22 protein-coding genes are annotated in these 26,633 nt (G+C 60.4%); 7 read left to right on the top strand and 15 right to left on the bottom strand.

Annotated elements, in window-relative coordinates:
• Positions 1 to 72: 72 nt before the first annotated feature.
• From ACQRBV_RS12605 to ACQRBV_RS12595, 3 genes are all read left to right on the top strand, one after another.
• Positions 73 to 1,323 (top strand): 2-aminoadipate transaminase, encoded by a 1,251-nt coding sequence (locus ACQRBV_RS12605; RefSeq protein WP_411984834.1) that lies wholly within the window; start codon positions 73 to 75, stop codon positions 1,321 to 1,323.
• Positions 1,324 to 1,428: 105 nt separating this feature from the next.
• The gene (locus ACQRBV_RS12600; protein WP_244385108.1) at positions 1,429 to 1,932 is read left to right on the top strand and encodes a DUF6622 family protein; all 504 of its coding nucleotides are present in this window, start codon (positions 1,429 to 1,431) and stop codon (positions 1,930 to 1,932) included.
• A gap of 68 nt (positions 1,933 to 2,000) precedes the next feature.
• Positions 2,001 to 2,705 (top strand): hypothetical protein, encoded by a 705-nt coding sequence (locus ACQRBV_RS12595; protein ID WP_060754358.1) that lies wholly within the window; start codon positions 2,001 to 2,003, stop codon positions 2,703 to 2,705.
• A 145-nt stretch (positions 2,706 to 2,850) separates the two neighbouring features.
• Here ACQRBV_RS12595 and ACQRBV_RS12590 read toward each other — a convergent pair whose 3' ends face one another.
• Complete coding sequence (locus tag ACQRBV_RS12590) at positions 2,851 to 3,942, bottom strand: pyridoxal phosphate-dependent aminotransferase (protein WP_411984835.1); 1,092 nt, start codon at positions 3,940 to 3,942, stop codon at positions 2,851 to 2,853.
• A gap of 96 nt (positions 3,943 to 4,038) precedes the next feature.
• On the bottom strand, positions 4,039 to 5,394 hold the full coding sequence (gene glyA / locus ACQRBV_RS12585) for a serine hydroxymethyltransferase (protein WP_411984836.1): 1,356 nt from the start codon (positions 5,392 to 5,394) through the stop codon (positions 4,039 to 4,041).
• Between the two features lie 242 nt (positions 5,395 to 5,636).
• Between glyA and ACQRBV_RS12580 the strand changes: the two genes are divergently transcribed.
• On the top strand, positions 5,637 to 6,242 hold the full coding sequence (locus tag ACQRBV_RS12580) for a helix-turn-helix transcriptional regulator (protein ID WP_081087003.1): 606 nt from the start codon (positions 5,637 to 5,639) through the stop codon (positions 6,240 to 6,242).
• A complete protein-coding gene (locus ACQRBV_RS12575) occupies positions 6,229 to 7,113 on the top strand; it encodes a queuosine precursor transporter (protein WP_060754361.1) in 885 nt (294 codons plus the stop codon). The genes ACQRBV_RS12580 and ACQRBV_RS12575 overlap by 14 nt, the downstream gene beginning before the upstream one ends.
• A 135-nt stretch (positions 7,114 to 7,248) precedes the next feature.
• Here the strand turns inward: ACQRBV_RS12575 and queC are convergent, their stop codons facing one another.
• The 8 genes from queC to hmpA form a co-directional block, all read right to left on the bottom strand.
• Positions 7,249 to 7,947: a 7-cyano-7-deazaguanine synthase QueC gene (gene queC, locus ACQRBV_RS12570; protein WP_090368631.1), complete on the bottom strand. Its 699-nt coding sequence runs from the start codon at positions 7,945 to 7,947 to the stop codon at positions 7,249 to 7,251.
• 178 nt (positions 7,948 to 8,125) lie between these two features.
• Positions 8,126 to 9,013: a heme o synthase gene (cyoE, locus tag ACQRBV_RS12565; protein WP_060754363.1), complete on the bottom strand. Its 888-nt coding sequence runs from the start codon at positions 9,011 to 9,013 to the stop codon at positions 8,126 to 8,128.
• Positions 9,014 to 9,024: 11 nt separating this feature from the next.
• Positions 9,025 to 9,360, bottom strand: coding sequence for a cytochrome o ubiquinol oxidase subunit IV (cyoD, locus tag ACQRBV_RS12560; protein ID WP_060754364.1), 336 nt, complete (start codon positions 9,358 to 9,360; stop codon positions 9,025 to 9,027).
• Positions 9,360 to 9,986 (bottom strand): cytochrome o ubiquinol oxidase subunit III, encoded by a 627-nt coding sequence (locus ACQRBV_RS12555; RefSeq protein ID WP_060754365.1) that lies wholly within the window; start codon positions 9,984 to 9,986, stop codon positions 9,360 to 9,362. The genes cyoD and ACQRBV_RS12555 overlap by 1 nt, the downstream gene beginning before the upstream one ends.
• Before the next feature lie 3 nt (positions 9,987 to 9,989).
• Complete coding sequence (cyoB, locus tag ACQRBV_RS12550; protein WP_060754366.1) at positions 9,990 to 12,008, bottom strand: cytochrome o ubiquinol oxidase subunit I; 2,019 nt, start codon at positions 12,006 to 12,008, stop codon at positions 9,990 to 9,992.
• A 3-nt stretch (positions 12,009 to 12,011) separates the two neighbouring features.
• On the bottom strand, positions 12,012 to 12,953 hold the full coding sequence (gene cyoA / locus ACQRBV_RS12545; RefSeq protein ID WP_090368627.1) for a ubiquinol oxidase subunit II: 942 nt from the start codon (positions 12,951 to 12,953) through the stop codon (positions 12,012 to 12,014).
• 792 nt (positions 12,954 to 13,745) lie between these two features.
• Positions 13,746 to 14,252 (bottom strand): disulfide bond formation protein B, encoded by a 507-nt coding sequence (locus ACQRBV_RS12540; RefSeq protein ID WP_060754368.1) that lies wholly within the window; start codon positions 14,250 to 14,252, stop codon positions 13,746 to 13,748.
• Between the two features lie 161 nt (positions 14,253 to 14,413).
• Positions 14,414 to 15,595: an NO-inducible flavohemoprotein gene (gene hmpA, locus ACQRBV_RS12535; RefSeq protein WP_060754369.1), complete on the bottom strand. Its 1,182-nt coding sequence runs from the start codon at positions 15,593 to 15,595 to the stop codon at positions 14,414 to 14,416.
• 147 nt (positions 15,596 to 15,742) lie between these two features.
• Between hmpA and norR the strand changes: the two genes are divergently transcribed.
• Positions 15,743 to 17,293 (top strand): nitric oxide reductase transcriptional regulator NorR, encoded by a 1,551-nt coding sequence (gene norR / locus ACQRBV_RS12530; RefSeq protein WP_411984837.1) that lies wholly within the window; start codon positions 15,743 to 15,745, stop codon positions 17,291 to 17,293.
• Positions 17,294 to 17,422: 129 nt separating this feature from the next.
• On the opposite strand, the gene ACQRBV_RS12525 is transcribed toward norR, so the two are convergent.
• Positions 17,423 to 18,322, bottom strand: coding sequence for a DMT family transporter (locus ACQRBV_RS12525; RefSeq protein WP_411984838.1), 900 nt, complete (start codon positions 18,320 to 18,322; stop codon positions 17,423 to 17,425).
• Between the two features lie 136 nt (positions 18,323 to 18,458).
• Here ACQRBV_RS12525 and ACQRBV_RS12520 point away from each other — a divergent pair, with 136 nt between their 5' ends.
• Positions 18,459 to 19,334 (top strand): helix-turn-helix domain-containing protein, encoded by an 876-nt coding sequence (locus ACQRBV_RS12520; RefSeq protein ID WP_411984839.1) that lies wholly within the window; start codon positions 18,459 to 18,461, stop codon positions 19,332 to 19,334.
• On the opposite strand, the gene ACQRBV_RS12515 is transcribed toward ACQRBV_RS12520, so the two are convergent.
• The 4 genes from ACQRBV_RS12515 to ACQRBV_RS12500 form a co-directional block, all read right to left on the bottom strand.
• Positions 19,331 to 21,826, bottom strand: a complete 2,496-nt coding sequence (locus ACQRBV_RS12515; protein ID WP_411984840.1) for a LuxR C-terminal-related transcriptional regulator — start codon at positions 21,824 to 21,826, stop codon at positions 19,331 to 19,333. The two genes, ACQRBV_RS12520 and ACQRBV_RS12515, sit on opposite strands and share 4 nt — an antisense overlap.
• Positions 21,827 to 22,054: 228 nt before the next feature.
• Positions 22,055 to 23,413 (bottom strand): DUF1329 domain-containing protein, encoded by a 1,359-nt coding sequence (locus tag ACQRBV_RS12510; protein ID WP_411984841.1) that lies wholly within the window; start codon positions 23,411 to 23,413, stop codon positions 22,055 to 22,057.
• A 27-nt stretch (positions 23,414 to 23,440) separates the two neighbouring features.
• Positions 23,441 to 25,231, bottom strand: a complete 1,791-nt coding sequence (locus tag ACQRBV_RS12505; protein WP_161550043.1) for a DUF1302 domain-containing protein — start codon at positions 25,229 to 25,231, stop codon at positions 23,441 to 23,443.
• A 482-nt stretch (positions 25,232 to 25,713) separates the two neighbouring features.
• Positions 25,714 to 26,625, bottom strand: coding sequence for an SDR family oxidoreductase (locus ACQRBV_RS12500; protein WP_411984842.1), 912 nt, complete (start codon positions 26,623 to 26,625; stop codon positions 25,714 to 25,716).
• Positions 26,626 to 26,633 lie beyond the last annotated feature (8 nt).

The raw sequence follows: 26,633 nt of genomic DNA, 5'->3' as shown, positions 1-26,633 counted from the left end.
TTATTTCGTTTGCGACAGGGCCGGGCGTGCGGCTTAGATAAAAAACGCCCGCCACTGCAGAGTCCGAGAGTCATGAGCCACGCCACCATCAGCCAGTCGATTTCCATCGTTCACCCGATCAGCCTCAGCCACGGCAAGAACGCCGAGGTGTGGGACACCACGGGCAAACGCTATATCGACTTTGTCGGCGGCATCGGTGTGCTCAACCTCGGCCATTGCCACCCAGGCGTGGTCGAGGCCATTCGGGAACAGGCCACGAAGCTTACGCACTACGCGTTCAACGCCGCGCCCCACGCGCCCTACCTCGAATTGATGGAACGCCTCAGCGCGTTCATTCCAGTGGGTTACCCGGTGAGCGGCATGCTCACCAACAGCGGCGCGGAAGCCGCTGAAAATGCTTTGAAGATCGTGCGCGGCGCCACCGGGCGCACGGTGGTCATCGCCTTTGACGGCGCCTTCCACGGCCGTACCCTGGCCACCCTCAACCTCAACGGCAAAGTCGCGCCCTACAAGCAAAAGGTCGGTGTACTGCCAGGCCCCGTGTATCACCTGCCCTACCCCAGCGCCGACAACGGCGTCACTTGCGCCGAAGCGCTGAAGGCCATGGACCGCTTGTTCAGCGTGGAAATCGACGTCAGTGACGTCGCCTGTTTCATCATCGAACCGGTGCAGGGCGAAGGCGGCTTCCTGGCCCTGGATATCGAGTTTGCCCAAGCCTTGCGGCGCTTCTGCGACGCGAACAACATCCTGCTGATTGCCGATGAAATCCAGTCCGGCTTTGGCCGCACCGGCCAACGCTTTGCGTTCTCGCGACTGGGCATCGAACCGGACCTGATCCTGCTCGGTAAAAGCATCGCCGGCGGCGTGCCCTTGGGCGCCGTAGTCGGCCGTAAACCTTTGCTCGACAACCTGCCCAAGGGCGGCCTGGGCGGCACCTATTCCGGCAACCCCATCGCCTGCGCAGGCGCATTGGCTACCCTCGATGCAATGACGGATGCCCACCTGAAAACCTGGGGTTCACAGCAGGAAGAAGCCATCACCCGCCGTTATCACGCCTGGCGCACACAAGGCGTGTGCGCGTACCTGGGCCGCATGACCGGCGTGGGGGCCATGCGCGGCATCGAGCTGGTCAATGCCAACGGCACGCCGGCCTCCAAACAACTGACCCAACTGCTGGAACTGGCACGGGACGCGGGCTTGCTGCTGATGCCCAGCGGCAAGTCGCGGCACATCATCCGCCTGTTGGCACCACTGACCATCGAGCCTGCGGTGCTGGAGGAAGGCCTGGATATCCTGGAGGCGTGCCTGCGGCAGTTGGCTTAAAGTGATACAAGGAGCACTCTGAAGGCTTCGGAAAACCTGAACCGCTTCAGCGCTACCTGAGCCTTCTGAGAATAAAACCCACACATTTCTGCAAGGACGCACACCATGCTCGACATCCTTCAAGGCACGCCCCTGTGGGTGTACGCCGTTTATGCGTGGATTTGTTACTACGGCATCAAAGCCTGTATGGGTGGCCGTGAGAATCGTCGCTCGCTGATGATTCTGCCGGTGGTTTTGGTGGTGTGGTCACTGACGTCATTGGCGCCGTCAATACTCTCGAGCAGCGCCTGGGCGGGCGGCGCTGTGGTGGGGAGCCTGCTGGGGATGTCGTTGTTCAACGCCAATGGCGCCCGACTGGATGCCAAGGGTGAAACCCTGGTGCTGGCAGGCACATGGAAAACCTTGCTGGTCTCACAGCTGTTTTTTGCAGTGAAGTACTATTTCGGCTACCAGCAGGCGGTGCACCCGCTACTGTTGAGCACGCCACAGATGCTGGCGGTGGTCGGTGGCGTCTCGGGGCTTACCGTTGGTCTGTTCTGCGGACGGGCCGTACGGCTGCAGCGGGCGCTGAACGCTTTGCGTCGCGATAAGGGCATTGTGCTGCCTTGACCTGACTCCCCCGCCCCTTGAAAATGCGCGACGCTTTTTGTCCCGCTTACTGAAGTAGTGAAATTTCAATGTCCGATTCGCACACCGAAGAATCCGTAGTCGCCTTGCACTCCAAAGCTGAATACGAAAACGCCATCAATCTTTCACAGCATGTGCCAGCCGCCAAGATCATCAGCGAGATGGTGTTGGACGCGTTCCACACCTCCAAGGAAAGCGACCAGATCCGCGAACTGCGCGTCGCCATCCGCCAGGCCCACGATGCCTTCGACGATGACAAAGCCTACGACCTGATGGGCCAGCTCAAGCAACTCAAGGACGCCGAAGCCGCCGACAATGCTGCGCTGGAAAACCTCAGCAGCCAGTTTTCGATCAGTCGCATTCTGTCCAGTTTCAAGGACGACCCCGAGTTTCAGGAACTGGTCTATGGCCTGGCCCTCAAGGTGCTGAACCAGAGCCACCAGGCCATCAGCAACCCAAGCGCCGGCAAGGGCAAGGCGGCCCGCGCCAAGAAAGAAGCCGAAGTGTTTGTGATCAGCAAAGACGGCATCAGCGTCACCCTGCCGCTGCGCACGCCACGCTCCAAACTGAACGTGGACCGTGAGGCGCTTGAGTTCCTTGGTTTTGCGTTTGTGGGTGAAGGCAGCGAAGCCGAACTGGAAAGCGAAACCTTCATCGATAACAGCGGCGTGGAGCAGCCGGTCACGCGCAAAAGCATCGTGACAGCCCTGCAACAGCAGAGCGCCTTTGACGGCTACGCCATCGCCGCGCAATAAGGGCGTTCATGCCTGTGGTGAGGGAGCTTGCTCCCGCTGGGCCGCGCAGCGGCCCCAGCTTTGGGTTTGAAAAGACTGGGCCTGCTTCGCAGTCCAACGGGAGCAAGCTCCCTCGCCACAGTCGCAGCGTTGCGCCTTTGGCCGACTAAGCGTTCATCACCTGCCCCGCGAACACTTCACGAAAGCGTTCCATCTCCTGCTGGGTGCCGACTGTCACCCGCACCCACTGCGGCCAGTTTTTCCAGACCCGCCCCACCATCACGTTCTGTGCGGCGAGCCGCTCGATGACGTGCTCGGCGGGCTGTTTCACGTCGATCATGAAGCAGTTGCTCTGCGAGACCGTGCAGGCGAAACCGCGGGACTTGAGCCAGGCCAGCGTTTCTTCACGCACCCGGGCATTGAGTGCCTTGCGCTGCGGCAGCAGCGTGACATCTTCCAGGCTCGCCCGGGCGCCGAGCAAGGAGGACGCGGCCGGTACGTTATCGCCACCGAACAACGCCAGCCGCTCCAGCAACGCAGGGTGGCCGATTGCCAAACCCAGCCGCGCTCCAGCCATACCGTAGATCTTTGAGAATGTGCGCAGCACCAGCAAATCGTCATGGTCCTTGACCCAGCTCACGCAACTGGGGGCATCGGAGAAATCGATATACGCCTCATCCACCACCAGCACGCAGCCTTCGGGTTTGTTTGCCAGCGCTTGGCGGATCGTCGCGCTGGGCGTCAGGGTGCCGGTCGGGTTGTTGGGGTTGCACAGGTAAAGCAGGCCCGCCTGGGGATCAGCGGCGAGCATGGCGGGCACATCATGGGCGTGCCTGGCATCGAGGTTCACTTCGTGCACCGGCGCCTTGTGCGACTCGGCAGCCTGGCGCGGCAGTTCGTAGGACGGCGTGGCCATCACCAGGCTGCGGGCTTCGCTGGTGAACGCCACCACGGCGTAGCGCAGTGCAGCCATGGAGCCGGCAAACACGGCCACATGGTCTTCCGGGATGGCCTGCTGCTGGGCGAATACAGCGGCCAACGCGTACATGTCCGGGTAGGGATAACGCCCGGACGTCACGATCCCACGCTGCATCGCCTCACGAGCAGCGCCCGAGGGGCCGTAGGGGCTTTCGTTGTAGTTGAGCAATACCTTGTCAGACGCTGCCGCCGCCGGGCTGGCGAGCGCCCAATCCAGACGCCCGAGTATCGGCAGGGCCGCGCCGACGGCAAGAAGGGAACGACGACTCACGCTGACCATGGTAACGACTCCTCGTAGGCGGGGATGGATTCGCACAGCTCATACAGAGGAGTATGACGAGGAGAACACCGGCTGATTTAACCGGGCACTGGGCGATCAGCGCTCCAGGTAGTCGATGATTGGGTAGCTCGCACACAACGCCTGCACCTGCGAACGCAGCTGTTCGCGTACCGCAGGGTCCTGCCGGTAATCCTCCTCGCCCAGCGGTGTCACGCTGTCCAGCACCTGGCAAATCAGCGCGACAACCTGCCGGCAGCCCGGCGGGTCGATCATGCGTTGCGCCATGGAACCGGTTCCGATACACACGCCGCTGGTGACCCATGACGAGCGCGTCTCACCCGGTACGCGATGCTTGTTCACCAGCAGGCCGCAGCCCTCCAGCGCCGACTCCGCGATGACGCCGGTCATGGCGCCGCGCAACCGGATCAGCACCGTGTGGTTTTCGCTTCGCCCACCCACGACGTCATAGCCATGTGCCTGAAAAGCGCGGGCCATTTCATCGGCAAGTGTACGAACCCGCTCCATGCAGGCGTCGAATGCCGGCGACTTGGCGTACCCCAGGGCAGCCGCTTTAGCCGCGATCATATTGACTGCCGGTGACCCCTGCATGCGAGGAAAGACGGCCTGGTCGAGGACGCGGCTGAAGGTCGACTTCAAGCCGGGCACCTTGGTATTCGCATCGCGCCCGGACAGGATCAGCCCACCACGAGGGCCGCCCAATTGCTTGTGCGTGCAGGTAATGGTGACATGGGCTGCATTGATCGGGTTGGGATGGCGTCCGGTCACGACCAGCCCGGCAATGTAGGAAATATCAGCGAGCAGGATGGCGCCGGCCTCATCGGCAATTTCGCGAAACCGCTCGAAATCCACCACCCGCGAGTAAGCCTGCGCCCCACAGATGATAATGCGCGGACGATGCGCAAGGGCCAGGCTGCGCACCTGCGCGTAATCGATGAGGCCGTCGGCGGTGGTGCCGTAACGGATGGCTTTGTAATAGGCGCCCGTGAGTACAGCCGGGCTGCCGAGGGCGAGATCGCCGTCATGGTCGTGGGCCATGCCCAGTAAGGTATCGCCCGGTTCAAGCAGCGCTGAGAGGACTTGGGAGATCGCACTGGAGGCTGAGTGCGACTGCACGCTTGCGTAGTGGGCATCGAACAGTTCCCGCGCCCGGCGAATGGCCAGGGCTTCGACTCGGTCGACGTTCTCGCAGCCCGTACGATGACGCCTGCCCGGCATGCCTTCCGCCGTGACATTGACCAAGGCCGAGGCACTGGCCACCAGCGTATGCGGTTTAACGGCGCAGGATGAAGAGACCAGCGATAAGGTGCGGTGCTGTCGCGTGACTTCCGCATCGAGGATGCTCGCCAGCTCAAGGTCTTCAGCGTGCAGATCCGCCAGGCCACGACGCAGCAGGTCGGCCTGGTCTTTCAGTGGTGCGGTATTGAGTGCCATCAGTGCGGTTCCCTTCCAGGGTGTTGCGAGCCGATTCGTCCTGAACCGAGGCATTCAATTAAACAGAAATTTAAACATTTTCCCAATTAAATGTTCATTTCTGCGCGCACAGATGACGGCAAAGCAGCGAGGCAGAGCATGCGGGACTTTATTGTTGTGGCCGACGCGTGCAACACTCGCGACGCCGTGCAACTGGCGGTGTGGAAAACGGACGTTTATACCTAAAGGGAAGTGGTGAGCACGTGATACACAAACGGGAAAAAACCGAGCACTTGAAGAGCAACATCAAGTACTTGATCAAAAGCCGTGGCGAAACCCAGCTTTCGCTAAGCAGTGCCGCCGGCCTGACCAGGACCACCATCTACAACATCCTGGAAGGCAAGGTCGTCAACGTACAGCAGTCGACCATTCGCAAGATCTCCGACTTCTTCGGTATCTCCTACGACGAGATCGAGACCGTCGATTTCGAAGCCAAGGAAATCCTCGAGAGCAGTGTCTCCCCTCTGGGCAACATGAATCCCGCAGCCGTGCCGGTGCTCAAGGAAAGCCAGGTGATGCAGAACCTGGACAAGCGTATTGGCGAACTGGCCACGCGGTATCCGTTGACCTACTACTTCGGCACCTGCTGCAACCTGATCGGCGTGCGCCTGGAGCGCGGCATTCCCGGCATCAACGAAGCGGGTGATTTATTGATCGTGCAAAAAGGCACGTCGAGCCCCGGCAAGGAAAAGTTGGTGTACGACAGGGCCATCCGCAAGCTGTTCATCACCCTTGACGCCTGTAGCGCTTCGGAACGCCTGTGCGTGATCGGCGACATCATCGAGGAGCGCTTCAATGACAACGTATGAAGCGAGCGTTGAAAACAGCAACTACAAGCTGCTGGGGTTTGAGAATGACAAGAGCCTGGCGATCATCATGGTGATTGCCACCGGCAAGGTCATCAAAATGAAACTGAGCGAAGTCATCAACAGCGAAATAATGGACAACCTGAACAAAATGGAAGTCAAGAACCTGTACAAGAAGTTCTATTCGCAGGGAGGCACGCTGACCGCCTATGACTTGAACGATCGTAACGAGAACTCCTGGATGATCTACATCATCCTCAACCTGCTGTTGTTCACCTTCTATATTTTTACCAGCATCGCCGCGACCAAACCCATTTACCTGGAGTCGCTGGGCATCATCGTCACGCCGGGCACCTTCCTGTATCCGCTGACCTTCCTGATCGTGGACCTGCTCAACGAGCAGTTCGGCCTGCGCCTGGCCAGAAGGGCCATTCTGTTTGCGTTTGCCAGTAACGCGATGATCATCATCCTGCTCTATGGCTCGACCTTCCTGCCGGGGCTGCCGGGCTGGAAGCTGGATGGGCCGTACAACGACGTGATCATCCAAGTGTCCTCGGTACTGGTCGCCTCCTCGGTGTCGTTCCTGGTGTCCGAGAACATAAACTCGTACTTGCTGTGCAAGATCAAAGAGCTGACCAACTCCCAGTACCTGTACCTGCGCATCTTCCTCAGCACATTCTTCGCGGTCATCATCGACAGCTTCCTGTTTTGCTTCATCGCCTTCTACGGCGCGATGCAAACCAGCGATATCCTGAGCATGATCTACGTGCAGATCGCGATCAAAGTCGGCTTTGCCTTCTTCAATATCCTGCCTGCCTACGGTGCGCGCGCATTGTTCAAGCGCTGGATCACCGGCACTACGGCAACACTGTAACCTGTGGCGAGGGAGCTTGCTCCCGCTGGGTCGCGTAGCGGCCCCAGCTTTTGGTTTGAAAAGACTGGGCCTGCTACGCAGTCCAGCGGGAGCAAGCTCCCTCGCCACAGGTGAGCGGTTGCTCGCGGGAATTACTTAATTCAGCTGCAACTTCTGCTTCAGGCTCTGCATGACTTCAGCCTTGTTCTGCAGGTAGTCATTCAAGCCCCGTGCACGCAGGTTGCACGCGTCGCAGTTACCGCACCCCGTACCGATGATGCCGTTGTAGCAAGTCAGGGTCTGGTGGCGCACCAGCTCCAACTGGTTGTGATAGTCGGCCAGTGCCCAGGTCTCGGCCTTGTTCAGCCACATCAACGGGGTGTCCAGGTGCAGCTTGTATTCCATGCCCAGTTCCAGCGCCTTGTTCAGCGCCTTGACGAACTCATCGCGGCAATCGGGGTAACCCGAGAAGTCGGTTTCGCAGACGCCGGTAATCACGGTTTCAGCCTTCACCTGGTAGGCGTAGATCGACGCCAGGGTCAGGAACAGAATATTGCGCCCCGGCACAAACGTGCTCGGCAGGCTTTCGCCCGAGCTGTTCACGGTCGGCACCGGGATGTTGTCGCGGGTCAGGCTGCTGATGGCCAGTTCGCCGAGCAAAGACACATCCATCACTTTGTGAACGGTGGCGCCCAACTGCTTCGCAAGCTGCTGGGCGACTTCAATTTCCGCCACATGGCGCTGGCCATAATCGAAGGTAATGCAGTGCACTTCGTCATACCGCGTCAAGGCCTGGATCAGACAGGTCGTCGAATCCTGCCCGCCACTGAAGACCACAACGGCTTTTTTACTCATCTCTGCGCTTCCTGCATTTGTAGAATGTGGGTGTAAGAGCGAGCTTGCTCGCGAAAAACGACAACGATAACGCAGCGAGTCCGGTTTGGCACGACGCCCTCAGGTTTTTCGCGGACACGCCAAAATATAAAAAACCCCGCGCTTCTTTCGAAGGCGGGGTTTTTCGTTGCTCGACGACTCAGTGTGCGTAGGTCAGCAACAGCTCTTTCGGTACTTGGAAATCCAGGGACATCATCACGCTCAGCGCGGTGATGGTGAAGATCGAGAACACGAACAGCTTGCGCGCCCAGACGGTGTCATCCACCGCCTTGTAACCGGTCCAGGCCATGTACAACCAGTACATGCCCATGGCGGCCGCAACGGCGAGGTAGCTCATGCCGGCGTAGCCACTGAAGGTCAACATCAAGGTCGCCAGGAGGAAGGCCAGGATGTAGAGCAGGATGTGTTTCTTGGCCACCTGGATGCCACGCTTGACCGGCAGAACCGGAATCGACGCAGCCAGGTAGTCATTGAAGCGGAAAATCGCGATGGCGTAGGAATGCGGCATCTGCCACAGGCTGAACATCACCAGTAGCGTCAGCGCGGCCATGTCGAAGCTATTGGTCACAGCCACATAACCAATCACCGGCGGCATCGCCCCCGACAGACTGCCCACCAGCGTGCCGTGAACCGACTTGCGCTTGAGGTACAGGCTGTAGAGGCCGACGTAGATGACAAAGCCGATCACGGCAAACAGCGCCGCCAACGGGTTGGCCACCTTGTACAACAGGGCCACACCGGCAACACCCAGGACGGTCGCGTAGACCAGTGCCAGTTTCAGGGAAATAAGCCCCTGCACCAGCACGCGGTTCTTGGTGCGTTCCATCTTGATATCGATGTCACGGTCGATGCAGTTGTTGAAGACACAACCGGAAGCTACCACCAGGGACGTGCCGATCATTGCAGCCAGGAAGATGGCCAGATCGACATGTCCCTTGGAGGCCAGGAAGAAACCGCCCGCCACAGAAAGCACGTTACCGAAAATGATCCCCGGTTTGGTGATTTGGATAAAGTGCTTAAGCGACATCGGGTCTTACCTCACTTCGCCATCATGTAGGTGTGGATGCTGAACATGATCCACAGCGACAGACCAACCAGCAGAACGATCACCAGGCCTGCGAACACGAATGCAATCACGTTCTCACGCTGGGCCGCAGAGCGGTCCAGGTGCAGGAAGTACACCAGGTGAACCAGAACCTGAATCACCGCGAACGCCAAGACGATCATCAAGGTGATCGACTTCGGCAAGGTTGGGTACATCACCAGGCCGAACGGGATCAGGGTCAGGATGACCGACAGGATGAAGCCGATAGCGTAAGACTTGACGCTGCCGTGGCTTGCATCGTGGCTGTCATGGGAGTGTGCATTAGCCATTACAGAGTCCCCATCAGGTAGACAACGGTGAATACGCAGATCCAGACCACGTCCAGGAAGTGCCAGAACAGGCTCAGGCAGCTCAGGCGAGTCTTGTTGGTGTTGGTCAGGCCGTGCTTATTGACCTGATACATCATCACCGCCATCCACAGCAGACCTGCCGACACGTGCAGACCGTGGGTACCTACCAGCGTGAAGAACGCGGACAGGAAGCCGGAACGGTGCGGGCCGTAGCCTTCGGAGATCAGCAGGTGGAACTCGTTGATCTCCATGCCAATGAAGCCCAGGCCGAACAGGAAGGTCAGTGCCAACCAGCTCAGTACGCCTTTCTTGTTGCCCTTGTAGAAGGCCAACATGGCGAAGCCGTAGGTGATCGAACTGAACAACAGCAAGGCGGTTTCGCCGAGCACGTAAGGCAGTTCGAAGATGTCGTGGCCCGACGGGCCACCGGCAGTGTTGTTTACCAGTACCGCGTACACCGCGAAGATCGACGCAAACAAGATGCAGTCGGTCATCAGGTAGAGCCAGAAACCGAAAACGGTCATCGGCCCCGAGTCGTGGTGATGGTCATCGTGCCCATGGTCATCGACATGGGCGTGTCCAGCATTGGTCACTAAGTTCGACATGGTTTAAGCCTGTTCCAACGAGGTTTCTACACGGTTGGCCGGAATCTTCTTCTCGGCTACCAGGCGAGCGTGCTGCTCGGCTTCGATGCGCTCGATCGTCTCGACCGGCACCATGTAGCCTTGATCATCACGGGCAGCGTGAATGATGAAGTAACCGATAGTGCCGACCAGGCTCACGATTGCCAGCCACCAGATGTGCCAGATCATCGCGAAACCGAATACGGTCAACAGGCCGCCCATCACCACGCCAGTGGCGGTGTTGCTTGGCATGTGGATCGGTTCGTAGTGCTTAGGCTTCTGGTACGCAGTACCGTTTTCCTTGGCTTCGGTGAACGCATCAATGGTGTTCGCAGTAGGGATCACGGCGAAGTTGTAGAACGGAGGTGGCGACGAGGTCGACCATTCCAGGGTGTGGCCGTTCCATGGGTCACCGGATTCGCACATGTTCTGCTTGCGATCACGCACGCTGACATACAGCTGGATCAGCTGGCAGGCGATACCCACGGCGATCATTACCGCACCGAACATGGCGACGTACAGGTACGGCACCCACTCAGGGTTGGTAGTGGCGTTCAGACGACGGGTCATGCCCATGAAGCCCAGAGCATAGAGCGGCATGAATGCAACGAAGAAGCCCGAGATCCAGAACCAGAACGCAGCCTTGCCCCAGCCTTCGTGCAGCTTGAAGCCGAACGCTTTCGGGAAGTAGAAGGCGAAACCAGCGATGTAGCCGAATACCGCACCACCGATGATCACGTTGTGGAAGTGAGCGATCACGAACAGGCTGTTGTGCAGTACGAAGTCAGCACCCGGAATGGCCAGCAGTACGCCGGTCATGCCGCCGATGGCGAAGGTCACCATGAAGCCCAGGGTCCACAGAACCTGGCTGGTCATGCGCAGACGACCGTGATAGATGGTGAACAGCCAGTTGAACAGCTTCACCCCCGTCGGGATGGAAATCAGCATCGTGGCCAGGCCGAAGAAGGCGTTGACGCTGGCACCCGAACCCATGGTGAAGAAGTGGTGCAGCCAAACCATGAAGCCCAGGATCGAGATCGCGCCGGAAGCGTAGACCATCGAGTGGTGACCGAACAGGCGCTTGCCGGTAAAGGTCGAGATCACTTCGGAGAAGATACCGAACGCCGGCAGGATCAGGATGTACACCTCAGGGTGACCCCATGCCCAGAACAGGTTCACGTACATCATTGGATTGCCACCAAGTTCGTTGGTGAAAATGTGGAAATCCAGGTAACGGTCAAGCGACAGCAGCGCCATGGTAGCGGCCAGGATCGGGAACGAAGCCACGATCAGGACGTTTGCCCAGGTGCAGGTCCAGGTGAAGATCGGCATGTCCATCAGTTTCATGCCAGGGGCGCGCATTTTCAGGACGGTGGCCAGGAAGTTGACCCCCGTCAGCGTCGTCCCGAGCCCTGATAGCTGTAGCGCCCAGATGTAGTAGTCCACACCCACGCCCGGACTGTACTGAATGCCCGACAATGGCGGATACGCAACCCAACCGGTCTTGGCGAATTCGCCGACGCCCAGAGAAACGTTGATCAGCACCACGCCGGAAACCAGCAGCCAAAAGCTCAGGGAGTTCAGGAACGGGTAGGCAACGTCACGCGCACCGATCTGCAGCGGCAAGGCAAGGTTCATCAAGCCGGTGAAGAATGGCATCGCCATGAAGATGATCATGATCACACCGTGAGCGGTGAAGATCTGGTCATAGTGTTCAGGTGGCAGGTAGCCAGGCGAACCCTCGGTGGCCATGGCCAACTGGGTACGCATCATGATGGCGTCGGCAAAACCACGCAGCAGCATGACCATGGCAACGATGACGTACATGACGCCGATTTTCTTGTGGTCGACCGAAGTCAGCCATTCGGTCCACAGGTAGGACCACTTCTTGAAGTACGTGATACCTGCAACCAGTGCCAGACCACCCAGCGCGATCATGGCGATGGTCACCATCACGATCGGCTCGTGGAACGGGACCGCATCCCAACTTAATTTACCAAACATCGTTTACTCCTCTGCCCCAGCAGTTGAATGCGAGCCCGTGTCAGCACCTTCAACCACGGCCACTTCTTTCTTCTCGTGCTTGACCGGCTTGCCTGGCTTCATACCTTCGTACTTGTCGACGATTTTCTGAAACAGGTTCGGCTCATACGCGGAGTACAGAGCGACTGGGTTGTTCTGGCTTGGTTTGGCCAGGGCGTCGTATTCAGCTTGATCAAGCTGTTTAGGTGCGGCCTTGACTTCGGCTACCCAGGCGTTGAAATCTTCCTGGCTCGTCGAGATCGCTTTGAATTTCATGCCGGTGAAGCCAGCGCCGCTGTAGTTGGCGGAGATGCCTTCCATTTCAGCTTTCTGGTTGGCGATCAGGTGCAGCTTGGTCTGCATGCCTGCCATCGCGTAGATCTGACCGCCCAGGGCTGGGATGAAGAACGAGTTCATCACGGCGTCGGAGGTGATCTTGAAGTTAACCGGGGTGTGCTCCGGGAATACGATCTTGTTGACGGTGGCGATACCCAGGTCCGGGTAGATGAACAGCCACTTCCAGTCCAGCGCGACCACTTCGATGTTGATCGGCTTGGCGTCGGATTCCAGCGGACGGTATGGGTCCAGTGCGTGGGTGGACTTGTAGGTCACATAACCCAGGGCAATGATGATGAGGATCGGGACCAGCCACACCGCGATTTCGATCTTGGTGGAGTGCGACCACTTCGGCGCGTAGGTGGCGCTGGTGTTCGACGCGCGGTATTTCCAGGCGAAGGCGAAGGTCATGATGATCACAGGAACCACGACCAGCAGCATCAGCAGGGTGGCGGTGATGATCAGGTTTCGTTCATCCAGACCGACCTGTCCTTTTGGGTCGAGCAAGGTCCACTTGCAGCCTCCCAGCATTAACAACATGCCAAGCAGCGGCAAAAAGCCTAGTAATCGGGGGTACCTGTTTTTACTCATCTCACGACCTCTAAAGCAGCTTGCGCAATGCAGTTGGGTTTTGATCGCCAACACTTCACCCTGCCAAGGGTTGGCATTTCTCTTCGATTGAATAAGAGCCTGCCCATCACGTCATATATGTACGTTTCACGGACCTGCAGTGAGTTCTTATTCGATTTCGTGGTTAAAGGCCTTGTTACAGACCAATTCCATTTGGTGCGGATAGTTGAAAGGCTGCCGGAACCTGGGGTCGCACAGAGCCTTCCATCTGCTCCTCGACCGCTCCAATGCTCAAATATTGAACAGCACCGGACATTCAGTGCGGGCGATTGTAGTTAGCTAGCGATGTATAAACCATGTCTTATAAAGAAATAATTTTTATCGATTACAGCAATAATCCTTCACCATTCTTGCAACGGTTCGCGATCTTATCGCGTTCGATTCTCAACAAAAACCACAAAAATTGCCGTGTTATTGGGCAAAGGGCCACATCCCTTACAGCCTGTAAGGGCATGCCAAACGCGGGCAAGTGCCCATAAAACAAGGCATTCGCAGACCGCTCCGACACTCGAACGCTGCACGCTTTGCGCGGTCTTACACGCCACGAATTGACAGCACAATTTGCGCGTTTGGCGCAAATTTAATGGCCTGTGGCACGGCTCGGAAACGTCCTGCGACAGCCTCCGTGTGACAACATGTCGCACACTGCGCGCACCTGAAATTGCTCCTTGTCACGGCAGTTTCACAAAATCCCTACAAAGCAAAACGCCCCGGCCTTCCTTCAAGAAGGACCGGGGCGTTTTCGTCAGCGACTCAGTGGTTGCGTTGACGGTTACGGTAAATGCCCAGAGGCACCAGGATCACCGTCAGCACGAACGCCACCAGTGCCCATTGCGCCAGGGACAGGCCGAGGATCGGCGGGTACGGCGTGCTGCAAAAGCCATCGACCTGGAAACCCAGCGGGAACACCTTGGCCAGCGGCAGTTCATCGACAATCGGCTGCAATACATCCACACCGCAGCTGACCTCGGGGAACAACTGGGTGTACACATGATGCCCCGCGGCGGCGACGCCACCCAGCGCACTGAGTACGACCAACCCTTCGAAGAACGTGAGCGCGCCCTTGGTACGCATGGCTGCACCGATGAACGCGAACACCGCGATCAACAGCAAGGCATAGCGTTGCAGGATGCACAGCGGGCACGGCGCCTCGCCCAGCACCACTTGCATGTACAGCGCCCCGCCGATCAGCGCCAGGCAGATGATGCCCAGCAACACCAGAAAGCGTCGCTCCCTGCCTAAACGCAATTCGTCACTCATCCCCGTTTCCCTTTGTCGTTGTGCCAATGGCCGCAAGTTTACACACAGGGAGTGGTTTAAACAGACAAGGGTTAACAGCAGATTAATCTGGGCAAATAGAGATCCAAATGTGGGAGGGGCTTGCCCCCTCCCACACATTGAACAGCGTTGTTCCCGCGAAATTACTCCAGCGCCGCCGCCGGGCCGAAGAATTCATAGCGGCTTTGCTTCTCCGGCACACCCAATGCCTTGAGGTGACGCTTGATCGCCGCCATGAAACCTTTAGGCCCCAGGAAGTAGGCATCCACATCACGCTGCTCAGGCAACCACGCCGCCAGTTGCTCGCGGGTCAGCATGCCGACTTTGTCCGCCGCCGCGCTCACGCCGTCATCCTCGGCATAGCAGTAAAAGCGCTTGAGCTGGGGATGTTGGGCAGCCAGGCCATCCACCCAGTCGCGAAACGCATGCACCCCGCCGTTACGCGCACAGTGAATAAAATGCACCGGCCGCGCTGTCGCCAGGGCCGCTTCGAGCATCGGCAAGGTCGGTGTGATACCCACCCCGCCGCTGATCAGCACCAGCGGCTTGTCGCTGGCCGCCAGGGTGAACTCACCCGCCGGCGGGAACAGCTCGATAGTCGCGCCGACGTGCATCTGGTCATGCAGGTAATTGGAGACCCGCCCATTGGCTTCACGCTTGACGCTGATACGGTACAGGCCCTTATCGGTCAGGGCCGACAGGGAATAGTTGCGGCGCACTTCCTCGCCGTCGAGCAACAGCTTCATGCCGATGTATTGCCCAGGTGCGGCCGCCAGGATCGGGCCGTTATCCGCCGGGGCGAAATAGAAGGAGCTGATCTCATCGCTCTCCTCCACCCGTTTGACCAGGATAAACGGCCGCGCACCGCGCCAGCCGCCCGGGGCCTGGGCTTTCTCGTCGTAGATGGCGGCTTCGGCGCCGATCAGGATGTCCGCCAACTGGCCATAAGCCGCCCCCCAGGCACTGAGCACTTCAGGGGTGGCGATCTCGCTGCCCAGCACCTCGGCGATGGCGCGCAGCAAGCAGCCACCGACGATCGGGTAGTGTTCCGGCAGAATCTGCAAGGCCACATGCTTGTTGATGATCTTCGCCACCAGGTCGCCCAGTTGGTCCAACTGGTCGATATGCCGTGCGTACATCAACACGCCGTTGGCCAAAGCCCGAGGTTGGTCGCCGCTGGCTTGGTGGGCCTGGTTGAACAATGGGCGAACCTGCGGGTATTCGCTGAGCATCATGCGATAGAAATGCGTGATCAGGGCTTCGCCGCCGCTTTCCAGCAGGGGCACAGTGGATTTGACGATGGCACGGTCTTGGGCACTAAGCATGGCTGACTCCTGGGTCTTCTTACTGATTGCCCTTACCTACTCAGCATTCGTGCCAACTTTTTATTGGTTATTTTTCAATTAGTTAAATATTTTGTAGTCAGTATGACCTCCCACAACTTATAGTCATAAGGACTACAAGGAGTCATTATGACTGCGCAATCGTTGCTCACGACCCTGCTGCCTCTGGTCGCCGACTTGTCCCGCGATCTGCCTGAGGGCGAGCGCTACCGCCGCTTGCTACAAGCCATGCGCGCCCTGCTGCCGTGCGATGCCGCCGCGTTGCTGCGCCTGGACGGCGAATGGCTGGTGCCCTTGGCGGTCGACGGCTTGAGCCCCGATACCCTCGGGCGGCGTTTCAAGGTCAGCGAACACCCGCGCTTTGCCGTGCTGTTGAGCAGCCCCGGCCCGACCCGCTTCGACAGCGACAGCGAACTGCCCGACCCTTACGACGGCCTGGTCGATGGCGTGCATGGGCATCTGCAAGTGCACGACTGCATGGGATGCCCGCTGTTTGTCGACGATCACCCCTGGGGCCTGCTGACCCTCGACGCCCTGGATACCGAGCGCTTCGAGCGCGTCGAACTGGATGCCCTGCAAGCCTTCGCCAGCCTCGCGGCCGCCACCGTCAACGTCGCCGCACGTATCGAACACCTGGCCCTGCGTGCCGAAGATGAGCACCAGCGCGCCGAGATTTATCGCCAGGCCAGCGGCCAGCAGCACAAGGAGATGATCGGCCAGAGCAAGGCCCACAAGCGCCTGGAGGAGGAAATCAAGCTGGTGGGCAGCAGCGACCTGACCGTGCTGATCACCGGCGAAACCGGGGTGGGCAAGGAGTTGGTCGCGCAAGCCCTCCACGCTGCCTCGCAGCGCGCCGAAAAACCGCTGATCAGCCTCAACTGCGCGGCACTGCCGGAGACCCTGGTGGAGAGCGAACTGTTCGGCCATGTGCGCGGTGCCTTCACCGGCGCGTTGAACGAGCGCCGGGGCAAGTTCGAGCTGGCCAATGGCGGCACCTTGTTTCTGGACGAAGTGGGCGAATTGTCGCTGAGCGTACAAGCCAAACTGCTGCGCGTACTGCAGAGCGGCCAGTTGCAGCGCCTGGGCTCGGACAAAGAGCACCAGGTGGATGTGCGCCTGATCGCCGCCACCAACCGCGACCTGGCCGAAGAAGTGCGCAATGGCCGTTACCGCGCCGACTTCTACCACCGCCTGAGCGTGTACCCGCTACAAGTGCCGGCGTTGCGCGAGCGTGGCCGCGATGTGCTGCTGTTGGCGGGGTTCTTCCTGGAGCAGAACCGCTCGCGCATGGGCCTGGGCAGCCTGCGCCTGAGCAGCGACGCGCAGGCGGCGCTGTTGGCCTACAACTGGCCGGGCAATGTACGCGAGCTGGAGCATTTGATCGGACGCAGCGCCCTGAAGGCCCTGGGCAACTGTCGCGAACGCCCGAAGATCCTGAGCCTGAGTGCCCAGGACCTGGACTTACCCGACATCAGCACGCCACCTGAGGTCGAAACGCCACCCGCAACGGCCCCCACGGTGACTGGCGACCTGCGCCAGGCCACCGAGCATTATCAGCGCCAGCTGATCAGCGCCTGCCTGGAGCGCCACCAGCACAACTGGGCCGGCGCCGCCCGCGAACTGGGCCTGGACCGCGCCAACCTGGGCCGCCTGGCCAAACGCCTGGGCCTCAAACCGTAGTGAGCGGGCTTGCCCCGCGCTGGGGGGCGAAGCCGCCCCAACAAAGACGCCGCGGTATTTCAGGAGGACCGAGGTGCCTGGGTTTGGGGCGGCTGCGCCCCCCAGCGCGGGGCAAGCCCGCTCACTACTTCAAGCAGTGGCGCGCGCTGGAGTCAATGTCGGCTTGGGCTTTCTGAATACCAGCACATTGCCCAACATCACCAGCACCAACCCCATCAGCGCAGGCGCGGTCCATTGATAGCCCTCGGCAAACGCCGACACGTTCAGCGCCACCACCGGGAACAGCACCGTGCAATACGCCGCGCGCTCCGGCCCCATGCGGCCGACCAGCGTGAGGTAGGCGGTAAAGCCGATCACCGAACCTGGAATCACCAGGTACCCCAGCGCGCCGATGTAACGCGCACTCCAATCCATATCGAATGGGATACCGCGCACGGCACAGTAGGTCGCCAGCATCGCCGAGCCATACGCCATGCCCCAGGCATTGGTGGTCAACGGCTTGAGCCCGGCCTTTTGCTGCAGGCTCGACAACATATTGCCCGCCGAAAAACACATCGTGCCGAGCAACGCCAGGCCCAGGCCGAGCAAGGTCCGCGGGCTGGCGGTATGCCCGACCAGCTCCGGCCAGAACAGCAGGCCCAGGCCCAGTAACCCCAGCGCGCCGCCCATCAATACGTTACGCGCGACCCGTTGGCCGAAGAACACCCGGGCATTCAAGGCGTTCCACAGCGTGGCCGTGGAAAACACCACCGCCACCAACCCGCTGGGAATCCACTGGCTGGCGGTGAGAAAACACATGAAGTTGACGCAGAACAGGCACACCCCCTGGGCCAGGCAAATCAGGTGTCCGCGCCGGTTCATCACCTGCAGCTTGCGGCTGAGCAGCAACAGCGCGAACAACACCAACGCCGCCAGGCCGAAGCGATAGACGATCGACACCGGAATCGCCACTACACCCAACTGCCATTTGAGGGCGATCCAGGTGGTGCCCCAGATCAGCACCGTGAGTAAATACAGGAAAAGGTTCATAGCGGGCTCCGTCGATTGAGCCATAGTGTCGCCGCCTCCCTGGCAACTGCGCTTGCACATTCTTGCGCTTTTGTCGGGCGGTGGGATCACAGCGCCGACCGCCCGGAGTAGGATGCAAGGCGCCGGAGAATACGCCATGCCAACCCTGGAATCGCTGCAGGTCTTTCAGTCCCTTAACCGCTCGCCCAACGCACGCCTGGAAGCCTGCGCCGAGCTCGGTGACGGTTTGTCCGCGGCCTTGTGGAGCAACCACCACGATGCCCAGGATTACCAGGCGCCCGACCATCACACCTTGTCTTGCTACATCGGCGGCGGCACCGGCACGTTCCGGCGTGACCAGCCGGGCACCAAGGGCGGGCCGGACAAGCTGTGCATCCTGCCCGCCGAGCATCAGTCGGCCTGGGTGATCAACGGCGAAATTCGCCTGGCCCATGTGTATTTCAGCGCGGAGCAATTTGCCCTGGGCTGCGTCACCTTGCTTGACCGTGAGCCACGCGCGCTGCAACTGCGCGAAAGCACCTTCCTGGAAGATGCCGCCCAGGCCCGCCGCTTTCACCACTTGATCGCCCTGAACTGGCATGAGCCCGGCGAACGCCTGCTGACCAGCAGCCTGGCCCATGAAATGCTCAGCCACACCCTGCTCAGCCAGGTTGGCGCACGCGACGGGCTGCGGTTGAAAGGCGGGCTGGCGGCCCATCAGCGCCGGCTGTTGATCGAGTACATCGACCAGCATCTGCAAGACCCGATCAGCCTGGGCCAGTTGGCCGGGCTGTGTGCGCTGTCGGAATACCATTTTGCGCGGATGTTCCGCCAGAGTTTCGGCCTGCCGCCCCATCAGTATCTCTTGGCGCGACGCCTGGCGCGTGCGCAAGCCCTTCTGCGCGGCGGCGCGTTGCCCTTGGGTGAGATCGCCTGGATGTGCGGCTTCTCCAGCGCCAGCCACTTCACCCATCGTTTTCGCCAGGCCCTGGGCGCCACGCCCGGTGAATACCGCCAGGCTTTGCGCAGCTAGGCCATCAAGCCCAAGGTCTTGGCTTTGGCCACCGCTTGGGTTCGTCGCTCCACGCCCAGTTTGCTATGGATACGCCGGGCATGGGTCTTGACGGTGTGCAGGGAGATAAACAGTCGGTCGGCGATTTCCAGGTTGGAGTTGCCCAGGGCGATCAACTGCAACACTTCCAGCTCACGCTGACTCAGGGGGTTATCCGCCGCGCCCGCTGGTGACACTGGCGCCTCCAGGCCCAATTCGCTCAACAGCCCAGGCGAGCGCAAACGCAGCTCACGCAGCGCCTGCTGCACCTGGCAACGCTGCGCCAGGTCCTGCCCGGTTTGCAGCGCATGGCGGGCCAGCGCCGGGTCGCCCAACTGCCAGGCCACTTCACCCAGCACCAGGTGCAATTCGGTTTCCAGGCACAGCATGCCGCGCTGGCGAGTGGTCTCGAGCAGGGCATTGAGGCGTGCGATGGGGTGATCGGCGCAACCCAGCTTGACCTCGGCCAGCACCAGCAGGTACTCCAGGCGCGGTACCAGTTCCAGGGTGGCCGGCGGCGCCTGGCGCGCCTGGGGGCCACGAAAGTGACGCAATACCCGACGCACCGCCTCTACCGTCAGTTCGGCACGCCCCTGCTGCAACCAGAAATGCCCGCTGACCAACAACAGCACGGCGCGGTAGACCGTGTCCGGCACATGGCGTTGCTGCATCAGCCGTTCGGCGTCACGCAACTGGATAAAGGCCTGGGCGTAATCGCCATGGTTGGCCGCCAGCAACGCCAAGCCGAGAAATCCATACAGCACGCGCTTGTCGTGGCTGTGCAGGCACAGGTTCAACCCTTCGGTGAAACACTCGGTCGCCAGCACGTCATGCCCTTGGCGCAACGCCAGGTGCCCACGTCGCAGGGCGATACGCCCGGCCAGTGGCCCGGCCTTGAGCCGCTGGCGAACCAGCATGGCCTGTACCGTCTCCAGCAGGCTCTGGGCCCGATAGGGCGCACCGCGCTGCTCCAGCAATTGAGCATGATCCAGCTCAAGCAGGGCCTCCAGGATCAGCGAGCCATGGGCACGGGCCAGGCACAGGGCTTCACGATTCAAGGCTTGAGCCACGTCCAGTTCACCGCGCAGCAAGGCTTGCTGGGTCAGGCCCGACAGGCACATCAAACGTGAGGTCCAAGCGCTGTCGGGCAAGGCTTGCAGCGCTTCCAGAAAATGCTCGCGGGAGTGCTCGGCATCGCCGCCCAAATGCAACAGCCAGCCCCATTGGGCCTGCCAGCGGGCCAGCAAATGGCACTGTTGCGCCGCCGTCGGCTGCGGCGTAAACCGTGCAAGCTGGTCGATACACACGCCTGCTTGTTCAAAGCGCCCGGCAAACAGTAATGCAGCCGTCATCAGCCCGACCCGTTGCGCCGAGCCCAACATCAATTCATCCCCGTGCTGCTCATGCAGGCGCAACAACAGCACGGCGTTTTCCCCGCGGAACAAATCCTCGAAACTGAAATGCTGCAACAGGCTCACCGCCACTTCGTACTCTTCGGCCAGCAGCGCCTGTTCAAAGGCTGCTTGCCAGTCGCTTTCTGCGCTGAACCACTGGCAGGCGCGCCGATGCCAGGAGCGCTTGGCCGGCCAGGGCGTCTCACGCAGCAGTCGCGCCAGAGGCGGGAACACCTGCAGCCAGTCCGGGGTGTCTTCCCAGGGCTGGATGAACGCACCGAGGGCCTGCAACTCGCGCAGGTAGTGGTCACCGTCACCGAAGCCGAACAGGTGCTCACACAACCCCGGATTGAAGCGTGGCATGTGGGCCAGCACGCGCCAGGCTTCGGCCAGTTCAGCAGGCAGGGTGCTGAATAGCTCATGTTGCAGGTAGTCGAGCAAGGTCTTGTCGGGATGACCGTCGCCAAGCAAGGCGATGCGCACCCCGGCGCACCATCCGCCACTGAACTGCATCACACGCTCGAGGGTCGGCCCGTCGCCGAGCAATCGCTGGATTTCCGCTGGGCTGAACAGCAGCTCGTGGCACTCCCACAGTTCATCGTCGAGCAGCAGGCGTGGCCAGTTGCACGCTGGGCGCCGCCGTACGCCCAGCCACCAAGTGAGTGCCAGGCTGGCGGCGCTGAGCAGGCGGTCAAGCAAGGCGTCCAGTTCGGGCGCGGGCACACGGCAAAAATCATCGAGGAACACCCAACCCGGCGGCTGCCAGCGGCCAAGGTCGAGCAACAAGGTAGCTTCGTCGCTAAAGGGCAGGCCCAGGTTCTGCGCCAACCGCCGGCAGAACTCCAAGGGTGTGAGCGCGGCGCCATTGAGGGGCAGCCAATAGACCTGGCAGCCTGTCGGCGCCTGCAAGGCACACTCGGCCAGCAGCGCACTTTTGCCGCTGCCACCGGGCGCGCACAGCAGCTTCACCCGGGCCGACGCGGCCAGCAACGGCTCGGCCAGGCGTGGTCGCAACAGATGATGGGCGGACAGCCGGGGCATGAATCCAGGACGGTCCAGGCAGCGTGTCATGGCAGTCATTGCTGCATCCTGCTTTTTTATTGTTATGCGATCTGGGGCCTACCCTAGTCCTGTGGTGAGGGGTTATTGAAGAAGTATTCAGCACACTGATTGTCAGCCATGCACAAAACCCGATGTGGGAGGGGGCTTGCTCCCGATGGCAGGGTGACAGTCGACTTATAAGTCGACTGATACACCGTCATCGGGAGCAAGCCCCCTCCCACATTTTTATTGCGTTTCAAACAGGCATTATCGAACGCCCTCGGACCTCAACGCCGCCGGGGTGTAATCCGCAGCCTTGGCCGCAAAGCCGAACACGAAGCTGCTCTTCTCCTCGTTCTTCATGCCCAAGGCGATGTAGCGCCCGGCGATGATGTCGTACAGGGTTTCCACGGTATAGGCCGGCACCTGATGGTCGTAGTAGAACTGCGCATGACCTTCGGCGACACGCCACAGCTGGCCACGGCCGTCGTAGTGGTCCACCAGCGCGACCTGCCAACTGTCTTCGTCGATGTACATGTGGCGCTTGGCGTAGATATGCCGCTCACTCGGCTTGACGGTGCCGACCACTTCCCACACGCGGTGCAGTTCGTAGCGGGTGAGGTCCTGGTTGATGTGCCCGGCCTTGATGATGTCGTCGTACTTGAGGGTCGGCGAATCAAGCCTGTAGCTGTTGTAGGGGATGTACATCTCTTTTTTGCCGATCAGCTTCCAGTCATAACGATCCGGAGCGCCGGAGAACATGTCGAAGTTGTCGGTGGTACGCAGGCCGTCGGAGGCCGTGCCCGGGCCGTCATAGGACACCTGCGGTGCACGCCGCACGCGGCGCTGGCCGGCGTTGTAGATCCAGGCCAGGCGCGGTTCCTTCACCTGGTCGAGGGTTTCGTGCACCAGCAGCACGTTGCCCGCCAGGCGCGCCGGCGCGGTCACCGACTGCTTGAAGAAGCTCAGCACGTTGGCCGCTTTGGCCGGGTCGATATCCGGAATCGCTTGGGGCACCGCCACCTCTTCCTCGAAGCGGATCGGCGTGTAGCTGCCGTTGGTCTGCGGGGTGGCCTGGGTGATGATGCGCTTGAGGTTACCGCCGTGGTAACGGGTGATGTGGTTCCACAGCACTTCCACGCCGTTCTTGGGGATCGGGAACGCGTAGTAACGGTTGCCGGTGAAGTTCTCCAGGCCGTTGCCGTCGTTGATGGCGTGCACGTTCAGCGCGCTGCGCTTGATCGACTCGTAGATGTCCGGTGGCAGGTTGACCGTACGGTGGCTGGGGTACACCGGGATCTTGTAGGTTTCGGGGTAGCGCTTGAACATCGCCACCTGGCCATCGGAGAGTTTGTCCTTGTACTTGTCCACCGTCGCTGCGGTGATCACGAACAGCGGTTTTTCACTGGCGAACGGGTCGGCCAGGAAGCCCTTGCTGTCCACCGCTCCGGCATTTTTCGGGATGCCGCCGGTCCAGGCCGGGATCGAGCCATCGGCGTTGCCGGCTTTCTCGGCGCCGACCGGGGTCAGGGTCGTGCCCAGCTTGGCGGCTTCTTCAGGCGACACCGCCGCCATCACGTTGGCGGCCAATACACTCAGCGCCATCACTGCAAATAGCTTACGCATAGGTTCTTGTCCTTCCTTAAAACCAGATCAGAAGTTCACGCCGAAGCTGAGGGCGATAAAGTCGCGGTCGGTCAGGGTGTTGTAGTCGCCACCAAAGAAGTCGGTGTAGCTGAGGCTGGCGGTATAGGTGTTGCGGTAGTCCGCATCCACGCCGACGCTGATCGCCTTGGCGCCTTCGTTGAAAATGCCGTTGGGGCCGTAGCCACTGACGTCATGGGACCACGACAGGTTGGGCTTGAGGTTCACCCCGGCGAACACGTTGTTGTAGTCCAGGATCGCCCGGGCGCGGTAACCCCAGGAGTTGGCGGTGACGAAACCGTCGGTATCGCCCTGGAACCCGTAGGCACCGAACACCGAGTCGCGGCCATAGCGCAGCTTGGTTTTGGCTTCCAGGCCGCCGACGTGCACGAACGCCGCCTCACCCACCAGGGTCAGGCGTTCGGCGCCCAGCACCTGGTCGAAGAACTGGGTCATGGTGCTTTGGATCTGGGTGATTTCCTTGCGGCGGTAGCCTGAGTTGTCAGAGCCGAACGAGCTGCGGATCGGCGAAGCGGTATTACCGGCAATCGGGTTGACCAACGCCAGGGTCAAGTCGGTGGTGTTGAGTTGCACCGGTGCGTTGGGGCGGTAGCTGATCTCTCCGGTCCAGGCGGTGCCGGTGGGCAAGGTGGTGGAGAAGCTGGCGCCGTACAGGCGGATGTCTTCCGGGTAGTCGAGGTAATACTGGCCACGACCGAGCATAGTGCTTTGGGCCAGCCCCGCGCCGGAGCCGGGGGCAATCGCGTTGGCAGCGTTGGCGATACGCCCGATGGTCGCCAGGCTGGTGTTGGCGGTAATCGTTCCCACGGTGGGCGTACGGCTGTGGTAGTTCATGAAGTACAGGCCGTATTCGGTGTCATCCCCCAGCCAGCGCAACGCCGCGCCGAACTGGCCGCCATCGCGGGCGTCACGGTCTTTGGCACGCTGCACCACCACGCCTTCGCGAGTGACCTGGAAGCCCTGGCCGAACGCCGCCGCCACCGGCTGCAACGGCGCGATCGCCGGGCTGCCGACGGTGTAGTTATTGTTGCAGCCATGGGCAACCACGTCGTTGCCGAAGAAGGTGCCGCAGTTATCCACCACGGTGTTTTCCCAGTTCAACTGGTAGAAGCCTTCCACCGACAGTTGATTGGTCAGGCTCTGGGAAGCGAACAGCATGTTGACCGGGATCAGCCCCTCCTTGATTTCAGCGCCCGGACGGCGAAAGGCCGAGACGTCGATGGGGTTGATGCTGTTGATCGAGTTACCGATAAACGTACTCTCGCCCCAGCTCACTACCTGTTTACCGACGCGCACAGCGCCCGGCAGGTCGCCGATGGAGTAGTTGTGATACACGAAGGCATCGAGCAACTCATAGCCGGAAGAGCGCGCGCCCTCGTCGCGGTGGTTATTGCTGATTGGCTTGAATTCGCGGTCTTCGTCTTGCAGTTCGAAGTCGTACCAGTACTTGCCGCGCACGAACACGCCGCTGTCGCCGTACTTGAGCTCCAGGTCGTGAATGCCTTTGAAAATCTTGGAGAAGGTTTCGCCCTTTTTGAAGTTCAGCCGCCCGTCATCCCCCGTGGACGCCTGCCCCGTCCCACCGTTGGAAACGCCGACCAGCTTCTTGTCGGCATCGCGCATGCCCCAGCTGGCGCCGACCGACAGCGAAGAATCGAATTGCCCTTCGACCTCGCCAATATTGAACGAAACCGCCTGGGCCTGGGCACAGCAGCCCAGTGCAACCGCTGCGGCGAGCGCCTGTGGCGTGAAGATGGCGCGCATTGTTGTTTTTGTCATGCGTCTTCCCCGGTGAGTGACAGAAGGCTCCACCCTACTGCCGCTCGCCAGGAGGGATAAGCGCACCAAGGAGGTATTCGCGTTGTCGCTCGAAAGGATGAACAGGCGCTCTGGCCGGGCTGCGGGCAGGGCCATGGATCGGGTAGATGATCCGTTATCAGAGGGATGGATGGCACACCGACAACTGTTGCCAATCCGGTAACAGTCCTTGTCCCGATCCGCTATTACTCATTTAGTTACAACGGATTATTCTAAGCGGGCTTTCAGGGCAAACCGCCCGCTCCCACCTTCGGGAGAAAAGTCTGATTTCAACGGATTGGCTAATATATTCAATCTGTTACAGGTGTTCACCGACGTTGATTTATCGCTCCTTGATCCAACGTCTTACTTCGGCCGCTGCTTTTGCAGCGGCCTTTTTTATGCCCCCAATAAAACGGGGCGCCCTCAGCGCCCCGTTGGATTGTATATTTTTCGAACAATGATCAGAGGCTGAACTTCTGCAAGTTGGCCATCATCTCTTTCAAGGCTTCGATATTGTCCTTGGGGTGCGCGGCGCCTTCAAAGTCGCAGATCTGCGCCCAGTGCGCCGCGACATCCTCGGGTGAGAAGCCGGCATCGGGATCAAAGCCCACCCCGAGGCTGCGCTCCCAGCGGGTTTTGCCGATCCAACCGCCCCCCACTTCGAACAACCCGGCCGTTTCCTGGCAGGCCTCGCTGCCCAAGTAGACCACCAGCGGGCTGACCAGCTCCGGCTTGAGGCGCTCGAACACCTGCGGCGGGATCAGCCCTTCGGTCATGCGCGTGCCGCCGGTGGGGGCAATGGCATTGACCAGGATACTGTTCTTGCGCCCTTCCAGCGCCAGGGTGCGGGTCAAGCCATACAAACCCAACTTGGCCATGCCGTAGTTGGACTGGCCGAAGTTGCCATAGATACCCGAAGTGGAGGCGGTGAAAATCACCCGCCCGTAGCCTTGTTCACGCAGATGCGGCCAGGCGGCGCGGGTGACTTTATAGGCACCTTCGACATGCACCCGATACACCAGGTCCCAATCGCTGTCGTCCATTTTATGGAAGGTCTTGTCGCGCAGGATGCCGGCGTTATTCACCACCACGTCGATCCGGCCGAAGACGTCGAGGGCATTCTGTACGATCTTGTCACCGTCGGTGACGGAGTCATGGTTGGCTTCGGCAATACCCCCTGCCGCACGGATTTCAGCCACCACCCGATCAGCCGCCGAGGCATTGGCGCCTTCGCCCTGGGCCGAGCCGCCCAGGTCATTGACCAATACTCTGGCCCCATGTGCAGCGAACAGCAGCGCATGGGCCCGGCCCAACCCACCGCCGGCACCGGTGACGATCACGACCTTATCCTGGAACTGCACTGATTCACTCATACCGAACT

Origin of the sequence: Pseudomonas sp. R11F (assembly GCF_050312575.1) — a bacterium.
In the GTDB taxonomy this organism is placed as follows: Bacteria; Pseudomonadota; Gammaproteobacteria; order Pseudomonadales; family Pseudomonadaceae; genus Aquipseudomonas; species Aquipseudomonas palleroniana.
The sequence above is the reverse complement of the archived record's forward strand: the minus strand, read 5'-3'. Positions and strand labels throughout refer to the sequence as shown.

Bases quoted from the DNA above. Each gene is read 5' to 3' on its own strand.
- ACQRBV_RS12505 (WP_161550043.1), bottom strand. From the start codon at position 25,231: ATGACAAAAACAACAATGCGCGCCATCTTCACGCCACAGGCGCTCGCC.
- queC (WP_090368631.1), bottom strand. From the start codon at position 7,947: ATGAGTAAAAAAGCCGTTGTGGTCTTCAGTGGCGGGCAGGATTCGACG.
- ACQRBV_RS12515 (WP_411984840.1), bottom strand. From the start codon at position 21,826: ATGACTGCCATGACACGCTGCCTGGACCGTCCTGGATTCATGCCCCGG.
- cyoD (WP_060754364.1), bottom strand. From the start codon at position 9,360: ATGGCTAATGCACACTCCCATGACAGCCACGATGCAAGCCACGGCAGC.
- ACQRBV_RS12525 (WP_411984838.1), bottom strand. From the start codon at position 18,322: ATGAACCTTTTCCTGTATTTACTCACGGTGCTGATCTGGGGCACCACC.
- ACQRBV_RS12575 (WP_060754361.1), top strand. From the start codon at position 6,229: ATGACAACGTATGAAGCGAGCGTTGAAAACAGCAACTACAAGCTGCTG.
- cyoA (WP_090368627.1), bottom strand. From the start codon at position 12,953: ATGAGTAAAAACAGGTACCCCCGATTACTAGGCTTTTTGCCGCTGCTT.
- ACQRBV_RS12540 (WP_060754368.1), bottom strand. From the start codon at position 14,252: ATGAGTGACGAATTGCGTTTAGGCAGGGAGCGACGCTTTCTGGTGTTG.
- hmpA (WP_060754369.1), bottom strand. From the start codon at position 15,595: ATGCTTAGTGCCCAAGACCGTGCCATCGTCAAATCCACTGTGCCCCTG.
- glyA (WP_411984836.1), bottom strand. From the start codon at position 5,394: ATGGCACTCAATACCGCACCACTGAAAGACCAGGCCGACCTGCTGCGT.
- cyoE (WP_060754363.1), bottom strand. From the start codon at position 9,013: ATGTCGCTTAAGCACTTTATCCAAATCACCAAACCGGGGATCATTTTC.
- ACQRBV_RS12605 (WP_411984834.1), top strand. From the start codon at position 73: ATGAGCCACGCCACCATCAGCCAGTCGATTTCCATCGTTCACCCGATC.
- ACQRBV_RS12595 (WP_060754358.1), top strand. From the start codon at position 2,001: ATGTCCGATTCGCACACCGAAGAATCCGTAGTCGCCTTGCACTCCAAA.
- cyoB (WP_060754366.1), bottom strand. From the start codon at position 12,008: ATGTTTGGTAAATTAAGTTGGGATGCGGTCCCGTTCCACGAGCCGATC.
- ACQRBV_RS12510 (WP_411984841.1), bottom strand. From the start codon at position 23,413: ATGCGTAAGCTATTTGCAGTGATGGCGCTGAGTGTATTGGCCGCCAAC.
- ACQRBV_RS12500 (WP_411984842.1), bottom strand. From the start codon at position 26,625: ATGAGTGAATCAGTGCAGTTCCAGGATAAGGTCGTGATCGTCACCGGT.
- ACQRBV_RS12555 (WP_060754365.1), bottom strand. From the start codon at position 9,986: ATGTCGAACTTAGTGACCAATGCTGGACACGCCCATGTCGATGACCAT.
- ACQRBV_RS12600 (WP_244385108.1), top strand. From the start codon at position 1,429: ATGCTCGACATCCTTCAAGGCACGCCCCTGTGGGTGTACGCCGTTTAT.
- ACQRBV_RS12590 (WP_411984835.1), bottom strand. From the start codon at position 3,942: ATGGTCAGCGTGAGTCGTCGTTCCCTTCTTGCCGTCGGCGCGGCCCTG.
- ACQRBV_RS12520 (WP_411984839.1), top strand. From the start codon at position 18,459: ATGCCAACCCTGGAATCGCTGCAGGTCTTTCAGTCCCTTAACCGCTCG.
- norR (WP_411984837.1), top strand. From the start codon at position 15,743: ATGACTGCGCAATCGTTGCTCACGACCCTGCTGCCTCTGGTCGCCGAC.